This window comes from Chromatiaceae bacterium, assembly GCA_024235395.1.
Classification (GTDB): Bacteria; Pseudomonadota; Gammaproteobacteria; order Chromatiales; family Chromatiaceae; genus Thiosocius.
Map to the genome: position 1 here is coordinate 1,055,439 of JACKMK010000002.1, position 22,852 is coordinate 1,078,290.

General features: G+C 60.9%; 16 protein-coding genes, 2 tRNA genes and 1 pseudogene. 14 read left to right on the plus strand and 5 right to left on the minus strand.

All coding sequences use genetic code 11. The features are described from left to right. Positions 1–43: 43 nt before the first annotated feature. Entirely contained in the window at positions 44–1,690 is a 1,647-nt protein-coding gene (gene pgi / locus H6955_12845; GenBank protein ID MCP5314445.1) for a glucose-6-phosphate isomerase, read from the plus strand. 211 nt (positions 1,691–1,901) lie between these two features. On the opposite strand, the gene H6955_12850 is transcribed toward pgi, so the two are convergent. The 3 genes from H6955_12850 to H6955_12860 form a co-directional block, all read right to left on the minus strand. Further along, a tRNA-Asn gene (locus tag H6955_12850) sits at positions 1,902–1,976 on the minus strand. Between the two features lie 99 nt (positions 1,977–2,075). Further along, on the minus strand, positions 2,076–2,633 hold the full coding sequence (locus H6955_12855; protein MCP5314446.1) for a GspH/FimT family pseudopilin: 558 nt from the start codon (positions 2,631–2,633) through the stop codon (positions 2,076–2,078). 78 nt (positions 2,634–2,711) lie between these two features. Beyond that, positions 2,712–3,899: a pyridoxal phosphate-dependent aminotransferase gene (locus H6955_12860; GenBank protein MCP5314447.1), complete on the minus strand. Its 1,188-nt coding sequence runs from the start codon at positions 3,897–3,899 to the stop codon at positions 2,712–2,714. A gap of 95 nt (positions 3,900–3,994) precedes the next feature. Between H6955_12860 and uvrB the strand changes: the two genes are divergently transcribed. From uvrB to H6955_12925, 13 genes and pseudogenes are all read left to right on the plus strand, one after another. Continuing rightward, on the plus strand, positions 3,995–6,004 hold the full coding sequence (gene uvrB / locus H6955_12865) for an excinuclease ABC subunit B (protein ID MCP5314448.1): 2,010 nt from the start codon (positions 3,995–3,997) through the stop codon (positions 6,002–6,004). A 127-nt stretch (positions 6,005–6,131) separates the two neighbouring features. Beyond that, positions 6,132–6,208 (plus strand) — tRNA-Val (locus tag H6955_12870). 355 nt (positions 6,209–6,563) lie between these two features. Further along, the gene (locus tag H6955_12875) at positions 6,564–7,943 is read left to right on the plus strand and encodes a YfdX family protein (GenBank protein MCP5314449.1); all 1,380 of its coding nucleotides are present in this window, start codon (positions 6,564–6,566) and stop codon (positions 7,941–7,943) included. A 62-nt stretch (positions 7,944–8,005) separates the two neighbouring features. Continuing rightward, a complete protein-coding gene (gene zwf / locus H6955_12880) occupies positions 8,006–9,535 on the plus strand; it encodes a glucose-6-phosphate dehydrogenase (protein MCP5314450.1) in 1,530 nt (509 codons plus the stop codon). Continuing rightward, positions 9,532–10,236: a DedA family protein gene (locus H6955_12885; GenBank protein ID MCP5314451.1), complete on the plus strand. Its 705-nt coding sequence runs from the start codon at positions 9,532–9,534 to the stop codon at positions 10,234–10,236. Before zwf ends, H6955_12885 begins: the two co-directional genes overlap by 4 nt. Then, positions 10,233–10,811 (plus strand): Hsp20/alpha crystallin family protein, encoded by a 579-nt coding sequence (locus H6955_12890; GenBank protein MCP5314452.1) that lies wholly within the window; start codon positions 10,233–10,235, stop codon positions 10,809–10,811. Before H6955_12885 ends, H6955_12890 begins: the two co-directional genes overlap by 4 nt. Positions 10,812–10,893: 82 nt before the next feature. After that, positions 10,894–13,209: pseudogene (locus H6955_12895) on the plus strand (glycosyl hydrolase). Positions 13,210–13,383: 174 nt separating this feature from the next. After that, entirely contained in the window at positions 13,384–14,622 is a 1,239-nt protein-coding gene (locus H6955_12900; protein ID MCP5314453.1) for a sodium:proton antiporter, read from the plus strand. A gap of 183 nt (positions 14,623–14,805) precedes the next feature. Next, complete coding sequence (locus H6955_12905; GenBank protein ID MCP5314454.1) at positions 14,806–16,338, plus strand: cytochrome ubiquinol oxidase subunit I; 1,533 nt, start codon at positions 14,806–14,808, stop codon at positions 16,336–16,338. Between the two features lie 12 nt (positions 16,339–16,350). Continuing rightward, complete coding sequence (gene cydB / locus H6955_12910; GenBank protein MCP5314455.1) at positions 16,351–17,484, plus strand: cytochrome d ubiquinol oxidase subunit II; 1,134 nt, start codon at positions 16,351–16,353, stop codon at positions 17,482–17,484. A 16-nt stretch (positions 17,485–17,500) separates the two neighbouring features. Continuing rightward, the gene (locus tag H6955_12915) at positions 17,501–17,719 is read left to right on the plus strand and encodes a hypothetical protein (GenBank protein ID MCP5314456.1); all 219 of its coding nucleotides are present in this window, start codon (positions 17,501–17,503) and stop codon (positions 17,717–17,719) included. A gap of 2 nt (positions 17,720–17,721) precedes the next feature. Further along, positions 17,722–18,084, plus strand: coding sequence for a TusE/DsrC/DsvC family sulfur relay protein (locus H6955_12920; protein ID MCP5314457.1), 363 nt, complete (start codon positions 17,722–17,724; stop codon positions 18,082–18,084). A 29-nt stretch (positions 18,085–18,113) separates the two neighbouring features. Beyond that, complete coding sequence (locus H6955_12925) at positions 18,114–19,328, plus strand: FAD-dependent monooxygenase (GenBank protein ID MCP5314458.1); 1,215 nt, start codon at positions 18,114–18,116, stop codon at positions 19,326–19,328. A 32-nt stretch (positions 19,329–19,360) separates the two neighbouring features. Here H6955_12925 and H6955_12930 read toward each other — a convergent pair whose 3' ends face one another. Both H6955_12930 and mprF read right to left on the minus strand, forming a co-directional pair. Then, the gene (locus H6955_12930) at positions 19,361–20,212 is read right to left on the minus strand and encodes an alpha/beta hydrolase (GenBank protein MCP5314459.1); all 852 of its coding nucleotides are present in this window, start codon (positions 20,210–20,212) and stop codon (positions 19,361–19,363) included. 9 nt (positions 20,213–20,221) lie between these two features. Next, entirely contained in the window at positions 20,222–22,837 is a 2,616-nt protein-coding gene (gene mprF / locus H6955_12935; GenBank protein MCP5314460.1) for a bifunctional lysylphosphatidylglycerol flippase/synthetase MprF, read from the minus strand. Positions 22,838–22,852 lie beyond the last annotated feature (15 nt).

The following is a 22,852-nucleotide window of genomic DNA, read 5'->3' on the forward strand; positions in this document are numbered from 1 at the left end:
TGCCGCTGTAAATTCACTTCATTCTGTGCGTTGTAGTAACGGTATGCCATTGATCAGTCACACCCCGGCCTGGAAAGCGCTCGAGCAACACTGGACCGACGTCGCCAAGCTGCACATGCGCGAGCTGTTCGACCAGGACCCGACCAGGGCGGAGCGTTTCAGCCTCGAAGAGTGCGGCATCTACCTCGATTATTCGAAAAACCTGATCACCAGCGAGACGCTGCACCATCTGATGGGACTGGCGCAGACCGCCGAATTGCGGTTCTGGGGCGACAGTTTGCTACGGGGCGACAAGGTCAACAACACCGAAGGCAGGGCGGTGCTGCACATGGCCCTGCGCAATCGTGGTGCACGCGAGTACCGGGTCGACGGCAACGATGTGATGCCGGGCATCCGCTCGGTACTGGAGCGCATGGGCGCGTTCTCCGAGGAGATACGCAGTGGCCGCTGGCTGGGATACACCGGGCGCCGGATCAGCGACGTGGTCAGCATCGGGATCGGCGGTTCGAGCCTGGGTCCGAAGATGGTCTGCCAGGCGCTGCGGCCCTACCAGACACCGAAACTGCGCATGCACTTCGTCTCCAACGTGGACGGCGCCCAGCTCGCGCAGACCATCGAGTCGCTCGATCCGGCATCCACGCTGTTCGTCGTGGCATCCAAGACCTTCACCACCCAGGAGACGCTGACCAACGCGGAATCGGCGCGTGCCTGGTGCCTGGAGGCGCTGCACGACGAGGCGGCGATCGCCCGGCACTTCGTCGCCGTGTCGACGAACAGCGACGCGGTCAGCGCGTTCGGCATCGATCCGCAGAACATGTTCGAGTTCTGGGACTGGGTCGGCGGCCGTTATTCCCTGTGGTCGGCGATCGGCCTGCCGATCGCGCTGGCGATCGGGATGCCGCGTTTCGAGGAACTGCTCGCCGGGGCGCATGCGATGGACGAGCATTTCGTCGAGGCGCCGGCCGAGCGCAACATGCCGATCATCCTCGCGATGCTCGGCCTCTGGTACAACAACTTCGGCGGGGCCGCGACCCAGGCGGTCATTCCGTACGACCAGAACCTCCGCAATCTGCCAACCTACCTGCAGCAGCTCGATATGGAGAGCAACGGCAAGCGCGTCACCCGCGACGGACTGGCGGTCGACTACCAGACCGGTCCGGTGATCTGGGGGCAGCCGGGGACCGATGCCCAGCACAGCTTCTTTCAGCTGATTCACCAGGGCACGCGCCTGATTCCGACCGATTTCATCCTCCCGCTGCGTAGCCATCATCCGATCGAAGGACACCACGACAAGCTGGTTGCAAACTGCCTCGCGCAGGCCCAGGCGCTGATGCGTGGCCGTACCGAGGCCGAGGCGCGCGCGGAACTCGAAGCGGGAGGCATTGGCGCCGCGATGGTCGACAAGCTGGTGCCGCACCGGACATTCCCGGGCAACCGCCCCAGCAACATGCTGCTGGTCGAGCAGCTGACCCCGGCGGTGCTGGGCGCGTTGATCGCGCTTTACGAGCACAAGGTGTTCGTACAGGGCGTGGTCTGGGGGGTGGACTCGTTCGACCAGTGGGGTGTCGAACTCGGCAAACAGCTGGCCAGCCAGATCCTTGCGGACTTCCGCCAGATATCCTGTTCGCCGGGGGTCGATTGTTCGACTGCGAGCCTGATCCGCCGGTATCACATGTCGATGGGGGATTGAGGCGACCGGCGTAGTGCCGAACGGTCATCGCCCCCCAATGCGTCTTCGGTTTTCCTGATCTGCACAGCGCTTCCTGCGCCAATCGCGTGCTCTTGGATGCCGCAGTGCGACTGCAACACCGCGGTGTCGGTCTGTGCCAGTCGCGGCAGGCTCCGGCCCGAACGGAAAAAAGCCGTTCCGAGCATGCCCGGAACGGCTTTTTTAAGGTTTTTGGCTCCCCCGGTTGGATTCGAACCAACGACCAACGGATTAACAGTCCGCTGCGCTACCGCTGCGCCACAGGGGAATAAAGCGGAGCGCGAAGTCTAAGTTTTCATCCCAATCGGGTCAAGCCTCCGAAGGCACCGTGCATGGACAGACGTCCTGCACAAGGCGGCGCTACGCGTCAGGTGCAGGTGACGGGGCGTTCACCCGGCAGAGTGCTTCCGACCCGCGCGCGACCGCTGCCGTACAAGACCACCGCGCGATTCACGCTTCCGGTGTCGCCGACGCACACGCTGAACGAGGTGTTGGTCGACCAGGCTGCCCCGTCCGGGCGGAACCGGATCGCCGGGCGACCGGCGGTGCTGTGCAGACGCATTCCGGGCGGCAGCGCCCGCTGTACCCGCAACAGTGTCTCGTCGTCGCTGCGGGAACGGTTGCCGTCCGTGTCCTGGAAAATCAGGTATCCACGCTGCCAGCCGAAGGGGTCGCCGGAACAGGTCGCCCCGTCGTCGCTCGGGCACAGGCTGACCATGCGCCGGCGGGTGACCGCCTCACTGCGCGCGTAACGCAGATGTCCGAGCAGCCGATTGGCGGTCGTGGTCACCTGAGAGCGATCGGTCAGCGCCGACCAGCTTGGGATCGCCACGGCGAGCGAGACGCCGGCCACCGCGAGCGTCGTCATCAGTTCCACCAGGGTGAGGCCGCGCCGGGTGCGCGGCAGGGATTTTTCGACTTGCATGTCGTTTGGCCTCCTTGCCAGTGAGTGACGCCCGATCCGTGGGCATCGCGTTGTGCCGGCGCAGGTCGCCGGCGGTGTTCAGCCGATCATTCTTTCGATGCGGTCGAGTGCATTCTCCAGGTTCTGCATGCTGGTGGCGATCGAAATGCGCACGTGGCCCGACAGGCCGAACGCGGTGCCCGGCACCAGGGCGACGCCCGCGTGCACGATCAGGTGCTCGGCGAGCTGCAGGTCGTCGTTGACGCCATCCAGCGCTTCGATCAGGCCCTTGACCGACGGGAACACGTAGAAGGTGCCGTCGGTCTTGAGACACTCGATGCCGCGCATCCCGTTCAGGCGCTCGACCACATAGTCGTGGCGCTTTTTGAACTGCGCCAGCATCTCGCCGATGCAATCCTGAGGGCCGTTCAGCGCGGCCTCGGCCGCGTACTGCGAGATCGAGGTCGGATTCGAGGTGCTCTGCGACTGAATCTTCTTCATCGCCTTGATGACCTCGACCGGGCCACCGGCGTAACCGATGCGCCAGCCGGTCATCGCATACGCCTTGGAGACACCGTTCAGGACCAGGGTGCGGTTGGCCAGGTCCGGACAGGCATTCAGGATGTTGACGAACGGTCGGTCGAGATCCCAGCGGATGTGTTCATACATGTCGTCGGTCGCGATCGCGACCTTCGGAAACTCGCGCAGCACCTCGCCCAGCTCGGCGAGTTCGTCCCGGCTATAGGCCATCCCGGTCGGGTTGGATGGGCTGTTGATCACGAACAGCCGGGTTTTGTCGGTCAAAGCGCCGCGCAGCTGCGCCGGCGTGATCTTGAAGTCCTGATCGTCGCCGGCATGCACCAGCACCGGCACACCGCCGGCCAGGATCGACATGTCCGGATACGAGACCCAATAAGGTGCCGGGATGATCACCTCGTCGCCCGGATCGAGGATCGCCTGCGCGAGGTTGTAGAAGCTCTGCTTGCCGCCGCACGAAACCAGGATCTGCTCGGGCTTGTAGTCGAGCCCGTTGTCGCGCTTGAACTTGGCGATGATCGCCTGCTTCAGGCCGGGCGTGCCATCGACCGCGGTGTACTTGGTACGGCCGTCGGCGATCGCCTGGCGGGCCGCGTCCTTGATGTGCTCCGGGGTATCGAAATCGGGCTCGCCGGCACCCAGGCCGATCACGTCCTTGCCCGCGGCACGCAACTCGGCGGCGCGCGCGGTGACGGCGAGGGTCGGGGAGGGTTTGACGGCCTGGACGCGGCTGGAAAGCTTGATGCTCATGGCTATGAATGGCTTCTCCGCGGAGAACGGCTCTGACAATGGGGATGGGTTGGTATCATACCGGATCACCCCAGCGGCGATCATCATCTTTGCGTATGGACGACAAGCGCTTTCAGCTGCACAGCCGATTTTCCCCCGCCGGCGATCAGCCGGAGGCGATCGAGCGCCTGGTCGAGGGCCTGCACGATGGCGAGGCCGGGATGACGCTGCTCGGTGTGACCGGCTCGGGCAAGACGTTCACGATCGCGAACGTGATCGACCGGGTGCAGCGGCCGACACTGATCCTGGCACCGAACAAGACCCTCGCGGCACAGCTGTACGGCGAGTTCCGCGACTTCTTCCCAGACAACGCCGTCGAATATTTCGTCTCGTACTACGACTATTACCAGCCCGAGGCGTACGTGCCGTCTTCCGACACCTTCATCGAAAAGGACGCCTCGGTGAACGAACACGTCGAACAGATGCGCCTGTCGGCGACCAAGGCGCTGCTCGAAAGGCCCGATGTCATCGTGGTGGCGACGGTCTCGTCGATCTACGGTCTGGGCGATCCGCGCCTGTACCTGCGGATGATGCTGCACCTCTCCCGCGGTGAACGCATCGACCAGCGTGCGATCCTGCGCCGGCTGGCCGAGTTGCAGTACAAGCGCAACGAGGTCGAACTGCACCGCGGCACCTACAGGGTGCGTGGCGAGTTGATCGACATCTACCCGGCCGAGTCCGACGACGAGGCGGTGCGCGTCGAGCTGTTCGACGACGAGGTCGAGAGCATCGCGGTGTTCGATCCGCTGACCGGCGAGGTCCTGCGCCGGGTTCCGCGCTACACGGTCTACCCGAAAACCCACTATGTCACCCCGCGAGAGACCATCCTCGAAGCAGTCGACGCGATCAAGGTCGAACTGAAGGAGCGCCTCGAGCAACTGCATGCGTCGGACAAGCTGGTCGAGTACCAGCGCCTGCAGCAGCGTACCCAGTTCGACCTGGAAATGATGGTCGAACTCGGCTATTGCTCCGGTATCGAGAACTATTCGCGTTATCTGTCGGGCAGGGCGGCCGGCGAGGGTCCACCGACCCTGTTCGACTACCTGCCCGATGAGGCCCTGCTGGTGGTCGACGAGTCGCACGTGACCATCCCGCAACTCGGCGGCATGTACCGTGGCGACCGCTCGCGCAAGGAGACCCTGGTCGAGTACGGTTTCCGCCTGCCGTCGGCGCTGGACAACCGGCCTCTGACGTTCGAGGAATTCGAGAGCCGTGCGCCGCAGACCATCTACGTGAGTGCGACGCCGCGTGACTATGAGCGGTCGCACTCCGGAGCGATCGTCGAGCAGGTCGTGCGGCCGACCGGCCTGGTCGACCCTGCGCTCGAGGTGCGCCCGGCGACCAGCCAGGTCGACGACCTGTTGTCGGAGATTGGCGCGCGCACCGCGCTCGGCGACCGCGTGCTGGTCACGACCCTGACCAAGCGCATGGCCGAGGACCTGACCGACTATCTGATCGAACATGGCGTGCGGGTGCGTTACCTGCATTCGGACATCGATACCGTCGAGCGTGTCGAGATCATCCGCGACCTGCGCCTCGGCGAGTTCGACGTGCTGGTCGGCATCAACCTGCTGCGCGAGGGCCTGGACATGCCGGAGGTCTCGCTGGTGGCGATCCTGGACGCGGACAAGGAGGGTTTCCTGCGCTCGGAGGGTTCGCTGATCCAGACGATCGGTCGTGCGGCACGCAACGTGCGCGGCAAGGCGATCCTGTACGCCGACCATATGACCGGCTCGATGCAACGCGCGATCGACGAGACCGAGCGGCGCCGGCAGAGGCAGATCGCGTTCAACGAGGCGCACGGCATCACCCCGCAGACCGTGCAGAAGAACGTCGCGGACATCATGGAGGCGGCCTACCCGGGGGCACCGTCGACCGCGAGGCGGTTCGCCAAGGTCGCCGAGCAGACCGCCGAGTACGCCGCGATGACCCCGGCGCAGATGAACCGGCGGGTCAAGGAACTCGAGAAACAGATGTACCAGCATGCGAAGGACCTGGAATTCGAGGAGGCCGCACGGATCCGCGATCAGCTGAAAGAGCTGCAGGGCAGGGGATTGGTCGCCTGATCGCTTCGGTGACGCCCGTCAGGGGTGGCGTCGACCCATCGGACTGCCGGTTGGCGTGCGGCCGGCCGGAGGGGCGGCTTGGTGGCTTGTATGGCCCGCGGCGGCTGTGTATCATTGCCGCCTCTTCAGGCGCGTAGCTCAGTTGGTTAGAGCACCACCTTGACATGGTGGGGGTCGGTGGTTCGAGTCCACTCGCGCCTACCAATTAAAGCAAAGGGTTAGTGGATTAATGCTGCTAACCCTTTCGTCTTTTTGGGGTTTAGGTACCATTTTAGGTACCGCGCCCCACCGCCCGTTATGATCCGTCGCAAGCACCGGCTGTCTCATCCGCTGCAAAGCGGTTCGCGCCATCCATTTCTCCGGTTCATAAGAGTTGCGCGAACAAGCGCACCCTCGTCGCCGTAACCTCTCCCGCCGACCCACCGCTGACCGGGCGATGTCCTGTTTGAAATCAACCGTGGCATGCGATTGGAGATTGACCGGATCCTGGTTTGAATTACCCAAGCGTTTTGGTGCAGCACCACCAATGGCTGGCTTGTTTGCACTCTCGTAGTGGAAAGTGGCTGAAAAATCGACGAAAAACAATGTTGGCACGCTCGCTGCTCAGACACTGGTGAAAGCCTCGAACGTTGAGGCACATCAGACCAAGCAGGAGATCACGACCATGTCCATTCGATTCCCACTGAAACCCATTGCAGCTGCCTTACTTGTGGGTTTGGCGGCAAGCGGTCCACTCTACGCTGAGCGTGCTATCCAGGAAGAAATTTCGATTTCGCCGGGGCGCCAGATCACGCCTGTAGACGAAGCGACTATCTCGTCGAGCGCTGTGAAGGTACTTCGACATATCGCCGATGCGCGCGGCGCACTGCAGGGTGACAAGCCCGATACGGCGAAGGCAAAGGCCCAACTCAATCAGTCCGAGATTCTGATGGACGTCATTCAGGCAGCTTTGCCGACCACGCAGGTGAAGGATCGGATCTGGGTAGCCAAAAAGCATCTGGAGTATGAGAACACTCAGGAAGTGCTGCCAGATTTGATCCCGATCTATTCATCGCTTCAGGAACTGGTCGACTACGTGCCGGCTGCCAAAGCCAAGGCTCATCTCGACGATGCCAAGCAGGCCCTGGAAGAAGGCGATAAGGAGAAAGCGGCGGAAAGGTTGCAGGCAGTCGATGATGCGCTTCTCTATGTGGAGGCGGATCTGCCGCTCAGTAGTACCCGTCACCTCGTCGAGCAGGCGAGGGACGCATTGGACAAAAATGATGCCAAAGCTGCGGATCTGGCACTTGCCGCGGCTGAAGACAATGTGGTTTTCGTGTCGCTCTCGTTTCAATCGCCGTTGACCCAGGCCAAGGCCGCGCTTTATCGCGCGAGGCAGGACCTCGAGTTTGGTGAAAAGGCCTTTGCGAAATCCGACCTGAACGCGGCTGTCCGACATCTGGAGCGCGCCGCCCAGAGTTCGGACACGATTGCGAGAGAAGCCGCGGCGGACCTCGTTTCGGAAGTACGGGATCTGCACAGCGCGATCGATACTGAAGGGAAGGACCTGACAGCGCAGCTCGAAAGCGCGTGGCACCGCACCAAGGCGATGTCGGAGCGATCTGCCGAGTACATCAGTACGGGCTGGCAACGTATGCGCGCGGAAGGTGTGGCCAAGAAGGATCTGATCGAGGCGAAGACACAACTGGCCTACGCCCGTATCGATCGTTACTACGCTCACGACGATGCCGCCGCCAAGGTTGAGTTGGCCGAGGCCAAGGGTTACCTCGATGCGGCTGCAAAGCGCATGACAGCGAAGCAGAAAGGGGAGGTACAGAACCTGTTGAGCCTTGTAGCGAATCTGGAAAATAAACTCAACGCTGGCAACTTGTCGCAGAGCGATTTGACGGCCTTTCACCACGCCGAATCCAGTCTGGCGGCGTTGATCCAGCAGATTTGAAGACAATGTGCTCGTCCGCTTCTGGCGACGGAACATCGCCAGAGGACGAGCGGTGAACCAGTATGATCGCGCACCGAAAAAATCCCGCTACTGATAGGCCAACGCTGTTCGTTCTCCTGGGGGCGACCGGTGACCTCGCCCGCCGCTTGGTCGTCCCGGCGCTGTTCGAACTGCATCGCTCGGGCGGTCTTCCGCGGCACTTCGAGGTGCTCGGATTGGGCCGCGACGAATTACGGGTGCAGGTATTGTCCGAGAGATTGAAAATGGGTTGCGAAGAGTTCGCGCGATCGGGAAGGCCAACGGATGAAGAATGGCTTGAATTCAGCAAGTGCCTGCACTATCAACAAGCCAACCTAGCGGAACCGTCAGCCTATGCCGATGTGGCAGTTTTGGTCGGAGAAATTTCCAGGGAATTTCCGGAGCCACCCCAATGCGTCTACTACCTGGCAACGCCGGCGGCGATCTTCACACCGGCTGCGACCGGACTCGGCGCCGCAGGCTTGGTACACGATCGTGACGCTTCCCGACTGGTTGTCGAGAAACCGATTGGGTCAGACCTGGCCAGTTTTCGACACATCGACGAAATCCTGAGAGAGAATCTCGCCGAATCACAGCTGTACCGAATCGATCACTATCTGGGCAAGGAAACGGTGCAAAATATCCTGGCCCTGCGCTTCGCCAACCCGATCTTCGAGCCCATCTGGGATCGCCGCTACATCGATCACGTGACCATAACGGTCGCTGAAACTCTCGGGGTTGAGCATCGAGGAGGCTACTACGAACGGGCCGGCGCGCTGCGCGACATGATCCAGAACCATCTGATGCAATTGCTGTGTCTGATCGCGATGGAACCACCGGCGAGTTTTACGGCGGATCGTTTGCGCGATCGGAAGATGGACGTGATGCGGGCTCTACGTGCCATTCCCGAACAATCGGTTTCCGACTATGCGGCGCGTGGGCAGTACGGCCCTGGTTGGGTGGAAGGTGTACACGTACCGGGTTATCGCGAAGAAGTGGGAGTGGACCCGGCTTCCGGAACAGAGACCTTTGCGGCACTGAAACTGTTCATCGACAACTGGCGCTGGCAGGATGTCCCATTCTATCTGCGTACAGGAAAGCGGCTCGCGAAAACCGTATCAGAAGTGTCGATCCGGTTTCGCCCGGTGCCGCACCAAGCCTACCCATACAGTGCCGCCGAAGACCATCAACCAGCGCGCTTAGTGTTGCGGCTGAAGCCCGATGAGGGAATGGATCTCAAACTCAATGTGAAGGTGCCGGGCGCGGATTTCATGCTGGCTCCGGCCGACATGCGCTTTTCCTACCAACAAGCTTTTCGTACCCCGGTGCCTGCCGCCTACGAGACCTTGTTGTACGAAGTGCTGGCCGGTGATCAGACTCTGTTCATGCGTGCCGACCAGATTGACGCAGCCTGGACGCTCCTACAGCCAGTACTGGATGTCTGGCGGAGGCATCCCGCAGTGGATTTTCCGAACTACTCAGCGGGAAGCTGGGGGCCGGAATCTGCCGAGGGGTTGATCAGCCGCGACGGCCGTAGCTGGCTTGCCCCCACGCTGCAGGAGGTAAGCGGGTGACCGGCATCGAACACATGCTGGCCGAGGCGACGCCATGGTTGCATCAATATGGATACGCCGCGGTTGCCGTTGCGGTTATGTTCGAGGGCACCGGCATCCCGTTGCCCGGCGCTATTCTGATGGGTGGCGCGGCCCTGTTGGCAGGCCAGGGTGAGCTGAATGTGGTGCTGGTCTGGTTGACGGCGTGGCTTGCAGCCGTGGTGGGCGACAATCTCGGTTACTGGATCGGACGTGGCGGTGGACGGCGTTTGCTGCTGCGTGTCGGTGTGCGTCGAAACCGTCTCACACGATTCGAGCGCTTTTTTCGGCGCTTCGGTATTTGGCTGCTCCTGTTCGGACGATTCTTTGATGGCACCCGCCAGCTAGACGGTCTTGTTGCCGGTAGTGCGCGCATGCCATGGCTACTGTTCTTCTTCGCTGACCTCGTGGGATCGGCACTCTGGGTCTCCGTGTGGGTCATCGGCTTGTATACCCTTGATCAGCATACTGCGATGTTGCACCGGATTTTGTCCTATCTGAACCTCTGGGTCGTGGGCGGCACGGCCATCGCGTTGGTCGGAACGCTCTATATGTTCTTTCGGCGGGGCGCCTCGCATGACGAGATGCCCTATCTCAGTGATACGGCTTCCGCATCCTCCGTGCGTAGTAAGCAAACGGAGTCCGAAAGCGGGCGTCAAACCCATCTAGGAGATCTACCATGAACAAGCGCGTAGTGAAGCAAAGCCTGGTTGCTGTTGCCCTGCTGGGAACGATCGGCGCGGTGGGAGCGGCAGCCTATCGTTCACACGAAACGGCAGAACACCTGGCAGTGGAGGAGCCTTCTCAACAACTCGAGGTAGTGCCCGACGCGACAACGGCACTGCGCGATCCCTGGGCTGGATTGCATGCCGACATGTTGCGCATGCAGACGCAGATGGACCAGATGTTTGCCTCGGTGCTAGGCGATGTACATGCCGTGAGGTCGGACAATCAGCAAACGGGTGCGCAGGTCACGCTGGAAGAGCAGGGAGACAACTACGTGGTCAATGCTGAAATCCCGGGCGCCGGTGAAAACGATGTCAATGTCAAGCTGGATGGCCGCCTGTTGAGCATCTCGTCTGAATCCCATGGCAGTGAGAAGCAAACCGCGGACGACGGCCAATTGATCCGGCAGGAGAGTTTTACTCGCAGCTTCCAGCAGTCCTTCACGCTGCCGGGGCCAGTCGATGCCTCAGGCATGAAAACGCAGTTTCACGATGACGTCCTGACTGTGACGGTCCCGAAGATCGCATCGTGAGCCAAGAGCAAGGTGTGAGGGGGAAACAAGGCGAGGCCGCAGAGTGAAACCGGTAGTGGCGCCGGGCGCGCCCGGTATACCCCCTACCTGGTGCAGCAGTGACAAAGACCTCGTGGGTACCGCCATGGGACCGGCGCGCCTCTGGTATACGGTTGGACATGGCATCGTCAATGAAGTCTATCATCCACGGCTCGATATCCCGCAGATCCGTGACCTGGGGTTCATCGTTGCGGACAACGCCGGTTTCTGGGTGGAGGCAAAACGGTTGCGCGAACGGGAAATTCGTCTGCCGGCACCGGGGATTCCGCTACCGACAATCACGCACCATCATCCACGATTCCAATTGACAGTGCGGCTGTGCCCTGATCCCGAGCGCGATGTCCTGTTGGTCGACGTCGATCTCGACGGCGACGAAGCACTTCGACCTTATGTGCTGCTCGCCCCGCGCCTCGGCGGTAGCGGTCATGACAATCGGGCGTGGGCGCAACGACACCGCGGTCGCAGCGTGCTGTGGGCCGAGCAGGGGCCATTCGGTCTGGCATTGAGTGCGGTCGATGATACTTTTGACGATGCGTTGAGCCGAACCTCAGTGGGCTACGCCGGCAGCAGCGATCTCTGGCAGGATTTTTCCGCGAACGGACGCATGGATTGGGTGTATGACACGGCCGGCCCAGGCAACGTGGCCCTCGCCGGGGAACTGCCGCGCCGTGCGCGGTTGGCATTGGGCATCGCGACGTCCAAAGAAGCGGCCGCCACGCTTTCTGTCGCCGCACTAGCCCAGTCTTTCGACGATCTTTTCGAACAGCAAACCATTGCCTGGGAGGAATGGCATGCACAGCGCGAACGTCGGGTGCCGGATCCGCCGCTTCCGGGGAAGCTAGCAGCGCAGTACAGGACGTCCGCGATGGTTCTCAAGAGTCATCGCGACAAGACATATGTCGGCGCGATGGTGGCGAGCCTATCCGTTCCCTGGGGAAACAGTGGCGAGGAGCGCGGCGGTTACCATCTGGTTTGGCCCCGTGACCTGGTCGAATGCGCAACCGCGCTGTTGGCGCTGGGCGGTGTGGAAGAGGCGCGCAATGTCCTGCGTTACCTCATTGCGACACAGAACGCCGACGGGCACTGGTATCAGAACCAGTGGCTGGGCGGCAGACCCTACTGGACTGGGATACAGTTGGACGAGACGGCGTTCCCGGTATTGCTGAGCGCGGCGTTGGGCGAGTGCGGCGCATTGGAAGGTGTTCCGGTGCGAAACATGATTTCTCGTGCGCTCAGTTATATGGTTCGGCACGGACCCGCGAGTCCCCAGGATCGCTGGGAAGAGGACGCCGGGGTCAATACCTTCACGCTTGCTGTTTGCATTGCAGCGCTTGTCGCCGGTGCTGACCTCCTTCCGTCACCCGATGCTGAGTTGGCTTTGATTGTTGGGGATTTCTGGAATGCACGCCTCGAGGACTGGACTGTGGCGACCGGCGGCGATCTCGCGCACCGGCACCAGGTTTCCGGGTTCTATGTGCGCGAAGCGCCAGCCGGTGCCTTGAACGAGGTCTCGGCACTCAGCCGTGCAATGCCGATCAGGAACCGGTTCGGTATCACGAAGCCGCGTGCAGACGAACAGGTTGCAGTCGACTTCCTGCAGCTCGTGCGGCTCGGTCTGAGGAGCCCGGAGTACCCGGCGATTCGCGACACGATCCGCATCGCCGACGCGCTGCTTCGTTGCGATACCCCTGCCGGGCCCGTATGGCATCGGTACACTGGCGATGGCTACGGTGAGAAACCGGACGGCAGCCCGTTCGACGGCAATGGTGTCGGCCGTGGTTGGCCACTATTGACCGGCGAGCGCGGCCATTATGCGCTGAGTGCCGGTGAGGATCCCTTGCCGTACCTGCAAGCGATGGGAAATATGGCCGGCCACAACGGTTTGCTCCCGGAACAAGTTTGGGATGCCGAAGCGCTGCCGGCGCATAGCTTGTTCCCCGGTCGGCCGACCGGTAGTGCAATGCCTCTCGCCTGGGCTCACGGTGAATTCGTCAAGCTCGCCGTGTCGATCAATCTCGGACGCCCGTTTGATCGGCCGCGGGTGGTGTGGCAGCGGTATGCGGGATTGCGTCCGGTCGCGCACACCTGGGTATGGACAATCGGGGCACCCGTCAATTCGATGCCCGTTGGCAAGGCGTTGCTGCTGCTGTTCGATCATCCGGTGACACTGCATTGGGGATTGGACGGATGGCAGCGGATTCGTGACGACCATAGTCGCGAAGTGGGGCTCGGCTTGCACGGTGTGCGTTTGAACGTAAACCAGTTGGCTGGTCGAAGTAGCGTGGAGTTCACCTGGCGTTGGCGCGACAAAAGACATTGGGTCGACGAGGATTACCGGATCGAGGTTGTATCAACTTGAGACTCTGGCTGTGTGCAATCGGGTGCGTGGTTTCCCAATGGCCATCCGCCTCGCGACTGAACCGACAGTTTGCTCCGTCGTGTTGCGCATAAAGTAACTTCGTTGCCGTCGAGCGATCATGCAAGCGCCTCACAGGCATTCTTGATTCACCAAGTATCTGGGACGCGATGAATAATGGATCTTTGGAACACGATTGCTGCTTTGCTCGGTTTGACGGCAGGGTTCGCGTACCTCAATCATCGCTGGATCCGCCTTCCGCCGAGTGTCGGTGTGATGTCTGTGGCCTTATCCTTTTCCCTGGGGCTGCTCGCACTGCAGTCCATGGGTATCGAGGTCGCCGAACCCATCCAGTCGCTGGTGCGTCAGGCACATTTTGATACAACGTTACTGCATGGGTTCCTGGGGTTCCTACTTTTCGCGGGCGCGCTCTCGGTCGATCTGACTGAATTGCGCCGCAACGGATGGGTCGTCGGGATCCTGGCGACATTTGGCGTCGTCGTTTCAACGCTGGTGGTGGGATTCGGCACGTATTGGGTAATGCGTTGGTTGGAACAGCCATTGCCGTGGCAGTACTGCTTACTGTTTGGGGCACTGATTTCGCCTACCGACCCCATTGCCGTGCTTGCTCTACTGAAACGACTCGGCGCACCCAAGGGATTGGAGATCAAGATTGCCGGCGAGTCATTGTTCAATGACGGGGTGGGTGTGACCCTCTTTCTACTAATGTTAACGCTGGTGGGCAACGGTCCGACGCCTTCGTTCACCGAAGGGCTGGCACTGCTGCTGAAAGAGACTTTGGGCGGTATCGCATTCGGTGGCTTTGTTGGTTGGCTGGCCCTGCGCCTGTTGCGTGGCGTTGATCAGTACACGGTCGAAATCCTGCTGACGTTGGCGTCGGTCAGTGGTGGCTTCGCATTGGCTGACATTATTGGGGTATCCGGCCCCCTGGCTATCGTGGTCGCGGGTCTGATCATCGGCCAGCATGGCCGGGTAGCGATGTCGACGATCACGCGTCACCATCTGGATTTGTTCTGGCATCTGCTGGACGAGATTCTCAACGCGATACTGTTCGTGTTGATTGGGCTGGAAGTACTGGTGATGCATTTTCACGAGCGTTACCTCGGTATTGTTCTGGCCTTGCTACCGGTCGTGTTGGTGGCGCGGTTGGTCAGTGTTGGCCTACCGTATGGGTTGTTGCGACGGCGTTGGGCATTCGAATCAGACGCACTGGGTGTAATGGTTTGGGGAGGCCTACGTGGTGGCCTGTCCGTGGCGATGGCGCTGTCGCTACCAGCGGGGGGCGAACGTGATCTACTTGTGGCGGCGACCTACGGCATCGTCGTGTTTGGGTTGCTCGTGCAGGGAAGCTCATTGGGGTGGATCGTGCGCGCACATCTCCGACCGCGAACCTGACTGACCGCTACTGGTTGAAATTACCACCGACACCGCCGGTCAGTCGGGGCAAATCGACAACTGCATCGTGCGCTGAATGCTATTGATCAAAAGCGGCGCCGCTCAAGGGAACAGCGGCTGGTACTGGCCCAATTGTTGCCAGTAAAGATCCATGACTCCCGCAGCCGACTGAGGTGGATCGCTGTGATCGATGACTGGGTCGTTGAGCTTTCGCGCTGGCAGTTCGCAGCCACTGCGCTGTACCACTTCCTATTCGTACCGTTGACGCTCGGGTTGTCCTTCCTGTTGGCGGCGATGGAGACGGTCTATTTCACCACGGGTCGGAAGATCTATCGTGACATGACGCAGTTCTGGGGCCGGATTCTGCTGATCAACTTTGTGTTGGGGGTGGCTACCGGACTCACGCTGGAGTTCGAGTTTGGTACCAACTGGTCATACTTCTCCAGTTTCGTCGGCGACGTGTTCGGTGCGCCGCTGGCGATCGAGGGGATGATGGCCTTTTTCATGGAATCGACCTTCATCGGCCTGATGGTTTTCGGGTGGAATCGATTGTCCAAGGGACAGCATCTCGCCGTGACCTGGCTTGTCGCCCTGGGGTCAAACCTTTCCGCACTGTGGATCCTGGTGGCGAACAGTTTTATGCAGGCGCCACACGGGGCGGAGTTCAATCCAGCCACAATGCGGCTGGAGTTGACCAGTTTCGCGGAGTTGTTCTTCAACGCCGATGCCCAGGCCAAGTTTGTACACACCAGCATAGCGGGTTATGTCACAGCAGCGATCTTTGTCTGCGGTGTGAGTGCCTGGTATCTGCTGCGCGGTCGGCATCGCGAGTTTGCGTTGCGTTCGTTTCGGATGGCGGCCCTGTTCGGGGTCCTGGCCACCGCCGGCGTCATTACCCTTGGCGACGCCCTTGGGTTCGTGGGCGGTCATGCACAACCGAGCAAGCTGGCGGCGATGGAAGCCTTGTGGGAGACCGCGAAACCGCCGGCCGCGTTCAACGTCGCGGCCTGGCCTAACCAGAGCCAACAGAAGAACGATTGGGAGTTGCAGATCCCCTATTTGTTGACGCCGCTGGTCACTCACACCTCGGACACGCCGATTCCAGGGCTCAGGCAGTTGGAAGCGGAGGCAGCACAGCGGATCCGCAACGGCATTCCGGCGGTCACGGCACTCAAGATCCTGAGTGAAGATCCGGGTGACCGCGAGGCATACGCGCGTTTCAAGGCGCACGAGGATGACCTGGGTTACGGTTGGCTGGTCAAACGCTACGCGCAGAACCAGGACGTTGCTTTGGCAACCGACGCCGATATCAAACGGGCAGCGCAGGACATCATCCCGAATGTCGCGCTGGTGTTCTGGTCCTTCCGTATCATGGTCGGGCTCGGTCTATTGATGCTGGCCTATTTTTTGATGGCAGTGATCTACAGCTTGCGTCGTGATCTGGAGCGGCGGCAAGGCTTCCTTCGCTGGGGACTGTGGATGATTCCGGTACCGTTCGTTGCCAGTGAGGCAGGGTGGGTCGTTGCTGAGGTAGGACGCCAACCCTGGAGTGTCTACGAGATCCTGCCGACCTGGATGTCTGCCTCGACCCACACAGAGTCGTATCTGGTCTTCTCGCTCGCTGGCTTCGTAGTCTTATACACCGTATTCGTGACCGTCGAGATGTATCTTTTGGTTCGTACGATTCGGCGCGGTCCGGGCCTATCGGTGGCTTGAGGGGATATGACCGTGGAAACCTACCTCTTCCTTAAAGTGGCTTGGTGGTTACTGCTCGGCGTCTTGCTGCTGGGTATCGCTGTCATGATGGGTACCGACATGGGCGTCGGTGCCATGCTGCGCTGGGTCGGTCGGACGGACGTCGAAAGGCGTGTCGCGCTCAACGTAATCGGTCCGCACTGGGACGGCAACCAGGTGTGGTTCGTTCTCGGGGGTGGGGCCATGTTTGCTGCATGGCCATTGGTATACGCTACCGCATTCTCTGGGCTGTATGTCGTCATGCTGGTACTGCTATGGAGCATGATCATCCGGCCGCTCGGTTTCGAGTACCGTTCCAAGCTGTCAGTACCCGCTTGGCGCAATGCGTGGGATTGGGTGCTGTTCGTTAGCGGCGTGGTTCCAATGCTGGTGTTCGGCGCGGCGATCGGAAACCTGTTCCTGGGCCTGCCGTTTCAGTTCAGCTGGAATCTGACGTCGTGGTACGACGGAAACTTTGTGGCGCTGTTCAATCCTTTTGCGCTGTTGTGCGGCGGCTTGTCGCTGGCGATGGCCGCATACATGGGGTGCGCTCGGTTGATGATGGGTACTGATGGAGATCTCTACCACCGCTCACGCAACTACGGATGGTGGGCGGGGTTACTCGCTGTCGCCCTGTTTGTGGTTGGCGGTCTCTGGATAACGGCGCTGGAAGGTTACGTTGTGGTCGACGCGCCGTCGCATGGTGTTGCACAAACTCCTTTGCAGCAGGTCGTGGCGGTGGTGCCGGGTGCCTGGTTGGACAACTTTGCCATTCGCCCCTGGGGATGGGCGCTGCCGCTACTCGGTGGAATCTTCATTCTTGCCGGTACCGCGGCATTGCGTGCTCACCGGCCGGTGACCGGTTGGTGGCTTGGTGCGCTGGGCTGGTTCGGCGTAATCGGTACTGCTGGTTTCGCGCTGTTTCCTTTTCTGATGCCGTCGAGTAGCGCACCTGCACAAAGTCTGACGGTCTGGAACGCAAGTGCCAGTGAGCACACCTTGTTGTGGATGTCGGGTTTCAGCGTGATCTTGCTGCCGTTGGTCGTCTGGTACACCAGCTGGGCCTTCTACATGATGCGCGGCAAGGTGAGTACCGAACAGATCGAATCCGATGAACACGCCTACTGATGGCAGAAGGTTTGACATGAAAGTAGCGCTACTTTTTCCCCTGTTGCTCGTCATCGCCGTGAGCGTAATCGTTCTGGCCGTAATGCTCGGTGACTATGGCCCCTGGTACTTCGCATGGCTGGTGGGCACGGTGATGATGGTGCTCGTCGCAGCCGCCGGTGGCGCGCTTTTCGATGTGCAATCCGAACGCGATGGAACCCGTTCCGGGCTCAGCGATAAACAAGGAGATCAATGAAAATGACTGACATCTTGAAATCGATCCGAATGGATGACCCTGATCCAAATCACCTCGATCGTCGCGAGGAACTGAGGGATTGGAATCGTGACAAAGCTGTGGAAATCGCTCATCGCTTTGGTGTTGAGCTCTCGGCGGAACACTGGATGGTGATCACGTACCTGCGCCGCACGCACCTCGATCGTGGCATACCGTATGAAGCGCGGAGATTGGCCGCCAATCTCGATGCTGCGTTCATCGATCAAGGCGGCATGCGTTGGCTGTACGGCTTATTCCCGGGCGGGCCGGTAGTGCAGGGCTGCGCGATCGCTGGGGTCCCGATACCCGAGCATAGTAGCGACGATGCGTCGGGCACGCGCTTCTGAGCAATGAAGCGACACGCGGAAGACGCATCGTGAGCACTATGCAGCCAAGCAATCGGGAGCGAGCAAGCGGCGATATAGCGTCCCGAATCGCAAAACGAATCGACGGGGCAAGACTGCGCGTCCTTATTATCGGGGCCGGGATCGCCGGCGCGACCCTCGGTGCATTGTTACGCCAGCGCGGCGAGCTGCCCGCGATTATAGAAAAGGGTGGCGAACTCGATGGAGAGGGATACATGCTGGGGCTGTTGCCTTTGGGTGGCCGAGTACTGAATGGGCTCGGACTGGTTGCCGCCTATCAATCCGCCAGTGTACCGGTCAGTACCTATGCATTGTACGATCGACATGGCCGCAAGATCCGGTCTTATCGCCTTGGCGGGCTGATCGATCGCTACGGGGTATGGCGCGGGATCGAACGGGGCGCGCTCATCGAACTGCTGCGAGGGGCGGCGGGCACAATTGACTACGGCACCAGCGTATCGAAGATCCGGAACACGGCGACTGCGACCCTAGTGACCTTCAATGATGGGTCTAGTGCTGAGTTTGACCTCGTTGTCGGCGCCGACGGCATTCATTCGTCGACACGTTCGCTGATCCTTAAGCCGAACGACGTGCAGGGGTACGACACGGGGTGGGGCGGGTTCGTGGCTTGGAGTTCGCTGCACGATCAGAAAATCGATGTCTATCGGGAAATGTGGTCATCCGGTTGGCGTGTCGGCCTTTACCCCGTGAAGGATCGACTCGGGATGTTCCTTGCCGGTGCCCACCGGATGCTCGCGGAGCGGGACGTGGATAGTTATGCCAATGAGATCGAAGCGCGGTTGCCGGACGGACCCTTTGCGCGGGCGGTGCGCATGCGTGACCGGTCGGCAGGTTCGTTTTACTGGCGCATGGCCGATTGCCGGACGCGCATCTGGCGGCGCGGGCGTACGGTGCTGTTGGGCGATGCCGCCGCGGCCTTCCTTCCCACGGCGGGCGTCGGCGCCTCGTTGGCGATGGACTCGGCTGCCGCATTGGCAGATGAATTGTCTCGTGCAGATGTGTCGCATCTGGACTATGCGCTCGAGCTGTATGAAAAACGCCAGCGCCGTCGGGTCGAACTGGCCCAGGCAAACTCTCGTAGCTTGTCGCGATTCATGTTCGTAAACTCGCGCCCAGCTGCGTGGCTGCGTGATCAGTTGATGCGTGTCTACACATTGAAGATGCTGGTGCGGGATATCTCCCGGGTCATGTCGGGTTACCGATGATCTGGTTCCCGGGCCGCTGGATCGTTCTCCAGTCATCCTGCCTGCACTCGCTCGTACAGGAAGTTCTCGATTGCGCGGTTGATTTCGTCGGGCTGGGTGACCGGCAGGGCGTGGCCGCCGGCGAGAATCATGAGTTTTGCGTGAGGCATCTGTTCTGCCATCTCTTCGGCATGGTCAATACTGACAACGTCGCTGCGGCCGGCAATGATCAAGCTCGGCGACTGTATCGCACGCAGGTCGTCACTGGTGAGGATCGGAGCAGCACGCCAAAGGCGCTTGATTCGGCGTTCGAGTTCAGTGGTACGCGCACCGGCCTGTGTCCACCAGCGCCGCAACCAGTAGGCTAAGCCGGAACTGGTGGTATGGGCATCCGCGTGGGCCTCGGGCGTGAGCCCCGCGGGATCATAGTTGGCACTGATTGTAACGATCCGACCAATGCGTTCGGGATAGTATCTTCCGAGCAGCAAGGCGGTATTGCCGCCGTCACTCCAGCCGATGACATCGGTGCGCGCCACGTCGAGTTGGTCCAGCACGCGTGCCGCATCGTCGGCAAACTGGCGGTAGCTGAGTTCAGCCGATCCGATTCCGGATCGCCCGTGTCCCCGGGTATCGACCAGAACGACCTGGTGGCCGGATTTCACCAACCAGGGGATCTGCGAAAACCAACTCAGGCGGTTGCTCAAACCACCGTGCAGCAACATGACGGTGGGGCCTTTGCCGTATCGGGTGTAATGGATGCGCACCTCGCCGCTGCGCACACTGCCGTGTGTGGGATGCGCCGCGGTGACCCGCCACCAGAGATAGTCGATGAAATTAGCGGACGCTGGTCTCAACCAGATGTAAGCGGCAACGCAAACGGCCAGACTGAACGCGACAATCCGCATGTGGCACCGTCAGCGTCGCAGCGCCCGCCAGTACCCACCGGTGATCAACGCCGTCACGTCGAACAGGACAGACGCGAGCGGGTGGCCATGTGGATACGCGAGATACATACTGCGCCACTCAGGATGGAACTTCTCTTTGTATTGACGCAGCCCCTTGTAGTTGTAGAAGCGGTTGCCGAATTCGTAGACCAACTTGAGTAGACGCTCGTTCAGCGGTGACCAGTGGGAACGGCCCACGCCGCTCAACGGCGCCATACCGAGATCGAACCAGCAAAAATGTGCATCTTTGGCGTGTTGCAGAAGTTGGACGAACAGGAAGTCCATGGTGCCGTGGGGTGCATCGGTCAGATGGCGCATCAGATCGATACCGCTCTCCTGTCCGTGGCCGAAGTCCTCGACCACATTGGCGAAAGCGATGATGTTGCCTTCGCGTTTGACGATCGCGATCGGAAACCGCGCCAAGTAAGCCCTATCAAAGTATCCCAGCGAGAAGCCGATCTCAGCCATGCCCCGGTCGGCCAGCCAGGCATCCGAGACGACGCGCAACTGCCGCCAGGCGTTTTCGTCCAGCGGCTGTGGCAGGATTTCGAAGGTCAGACCGTCGCGGCCGGCGCGGTTGAGGATGGAGCGATACTTCGAGCCATGCTTGCCCTCGAGCGTGAATGACGCAAGTTCCACACGCGCGGTCTCGCCAAGCTTCAATAGCCGAAAGCCCGCTTCGTGATAGTGATGCAGATGCGCTTCCTCGATCTGGTACAGCGCAGGGATCAACCCATAATCGTCGGCGAAGCGGCGAAGGTCCTGGATGGCTTGAGGAAGATAGGCTGGTGCGCAGGCAGGATCGCCCAGGGTGATCAGGTGATTACGCTTTATGCCGTACTGAACAAGACTGCGGCCATCGTCGGTGAGCCGCAGGTACTTGTCCCCCAACAAGCTGAGGTAGGAATAGGTCGTGCGGGAGACATCCGAATAGAAGCGACTGGCCTGCTGCAATGACTGCGCGTTTGGCCGTTTCACAGCGGGGGCGGGCATCGCGTACCAGGTCCAGGCCAGCCAGGCGAGGAAGGTGATCGACATGATCAGCAGTGCGCGCTCGAATCCGACAGCGTGGGTGAGGAGTTCGTTCGTTCCGAGAGGCGGCGGCTGTGTAGCGTACAAGATTGTACCGAGAAACCCGGTAACGAACAGAACGACCACCATCGCTGCCAGCCATCGCAGGGTGCGGACGCTGCTCAGGGCGTAACCGCGGCGCGTAAAACGCGCTTGGTTTGAACGTAGCAAGATGGAGATTGCGACCAGCAGCAGGGCTTCTTCGATATCCAGGCCCCGTAGCAGGACGAGCAGGGCGCCTGCCAGGAGGATGATCTGTGTGCCCCGGTAGGCGCCACGCATGCCGGCGCGTATACCACGTGACATCGCAAGCAACAGCGTACCCGCGATGACGCTGCTCAGATGAAACCCTTCGCGCATTTGCCAGGGAAGGTACGGCTCCAGTATCGCCAAGCGATCGACGACAGTCGGGAAAGCTGCCGTCACCAAAAGCACGGCACCGGCAGTGAACGTTGCGTAGGCCAGCACACGAGTACCGATCTGTGCGACGAAGCGCAATGGTACGCGCCCGAAACGCAGAATCGGGTGAGATTGGAAGCGCCGTACCATCTCATCCACGGCGCTGCCTTCAGGTACCAGCTGTATACCGGGAAGCAGCTGTGCGGCGAACAAGAACGGCGTGAAGTAGTAGGCGACGCGGAACAGTAGCAGGCCGGTCAACAACTCTGCGGTGGCGGTTCCACCGGTTCCCAGCAACAGGAGCATCGTGCCTTCGAACACGCCCAGTCCACCGGGGATCAGGCTCAGCATGCCCAGTGCCTGTGAAAGTGCGAATGCCGCGATGGCGGTTGTCGGCGAAACATCCACATGCGCGGCGTGCAGGCAGGCCCAGAGCAGGAGACCGACCGCCAGCCAGTCAATGACGGACACGGCCAGCAATGTCAGTCGCTGTTGTGCGGTGAGCGACGGCGTGTCTGACAGGTAGCGGTGGTGTAGGTATCCGCGACCGGCCGCCACAAGGTATGAAGGCCAGTATAGGCTGACAGCGGTCAGCACGAGCAGGCCGAGCGTGGCCGAAAGTCCCGGCAGCTGCAGCATGTCGCGGTGAAACAACAAGACCAGTGTCGTCAGTACCGACAGGCCTGTCGTTGCACTAAGTGCAGCGTGCAAGATGCTGGCGACCGCCGGTTTCGGTGCGGCGCCTGCCCGGGTCAGGGCGAGGTAGCGGATCGTTGAGCTCGTCATGCCCATGAAGCCCACCACGTTACTCATTGCGGCGGCCAGCCAGGAAAAGCGCGCGATGTAAGCCGGCTTCACCGGCAGAGCCAGCCACTGGTTTATCAGGATGTCGTAGGGAATGCTCAGGCTGGAAATGACCACTCCGGCGGCAAGCAACGACAAGGTCGAATACAGATCGAGCTGGTGGAATGCAAGTTGTACGGCATGCAGATCGAGATGTTCGAACTCCCTGCCTGCACTGACAGTAAGGATCGTCAACGCGAGTACGGGAAGCAACCAGCGCAGCAGGGCTATCCCGCGCGCAGCGGACGACGCCGATCCGTCGACTTCACTCATGTCAGGTCGGTAGCC

Bases quoted from the DNA above. Each gene is read 5' to 3' on its own strand.
- pgi (MCP5314445.1), top strand. From the start codon at position 44: ATGCCATTGATCAGTCACACCCCGGCCTGGAAAGCGCTCGAGCAACAC.
- H6955_12855 (MCP5314446.1), bottom strand. From the start codon at position 2,633: ATGCAAGTCGAAAAATCCCTGCCGCGCACCCGGCGCGGCCTCACCCTG.
- H6955_12860 (MCP5314447.1), bottom strand. From the start codon at position 3,899: ATGAGCATCAAGCTTTCCAGCCGCGTCCAGGCCGTCAAACCCTCCCCG.
- uvrB (MCP5314448.1), top strand. From the start codon at position 3,995: ATGGACGACAAGCGCTTTCAGCTGCACAGCCGATTTTCCCCCGCCGGC.
- zwf (MCP5314450.1), top strand. From the start codon at position 8,006: ATGATCGCGCACCGAAAAAATCCCGCTACTGATAGGCCAACGCTGTTC.
- H6955_12890 (MCP5314452.1), top strand. From the start codon at position 10,233: ATGAACAAGCGCGTAGTGAAGCAAAGCCTGGTTGCTGTTGCCCTGCTG.
- H6955_12900 (MCP5314453.1), top strand. From the start codon at position 13,384: ATGGATCTTTGGAACACGATTGCTGCTTTGCTCGGTTTGACGGCAGGG.
- H6955_12915 (MCP5314456.1), top strand. From the start codon at position 17,501: ATGAAAGTAGCGCTACTTTTTCCCCTGTTGCTCGTCATCGCCGTGAGC.
- H6955_12920 (MCP5314457.1), top strand. From the start codon at position 17,722: ATGACTGACATCTTGAAATCGATCCGAATGGATGACCCTGATCCAAAT.
- H6955_12930 (MCP5314459.1), bottom strand. From the start codon at position 20,212: ATGCGGATTGTCGCGTTCAGTCTGGCCGTTTGCGTTGCCGCTTACATC.
- mprF (MCP5314460.1), bottom strand. From the start codon at position 22,837: ATGAGTGAAGTCGACGGATCGGCGTCGTCCGCTGCGCGCGGGATAGCC.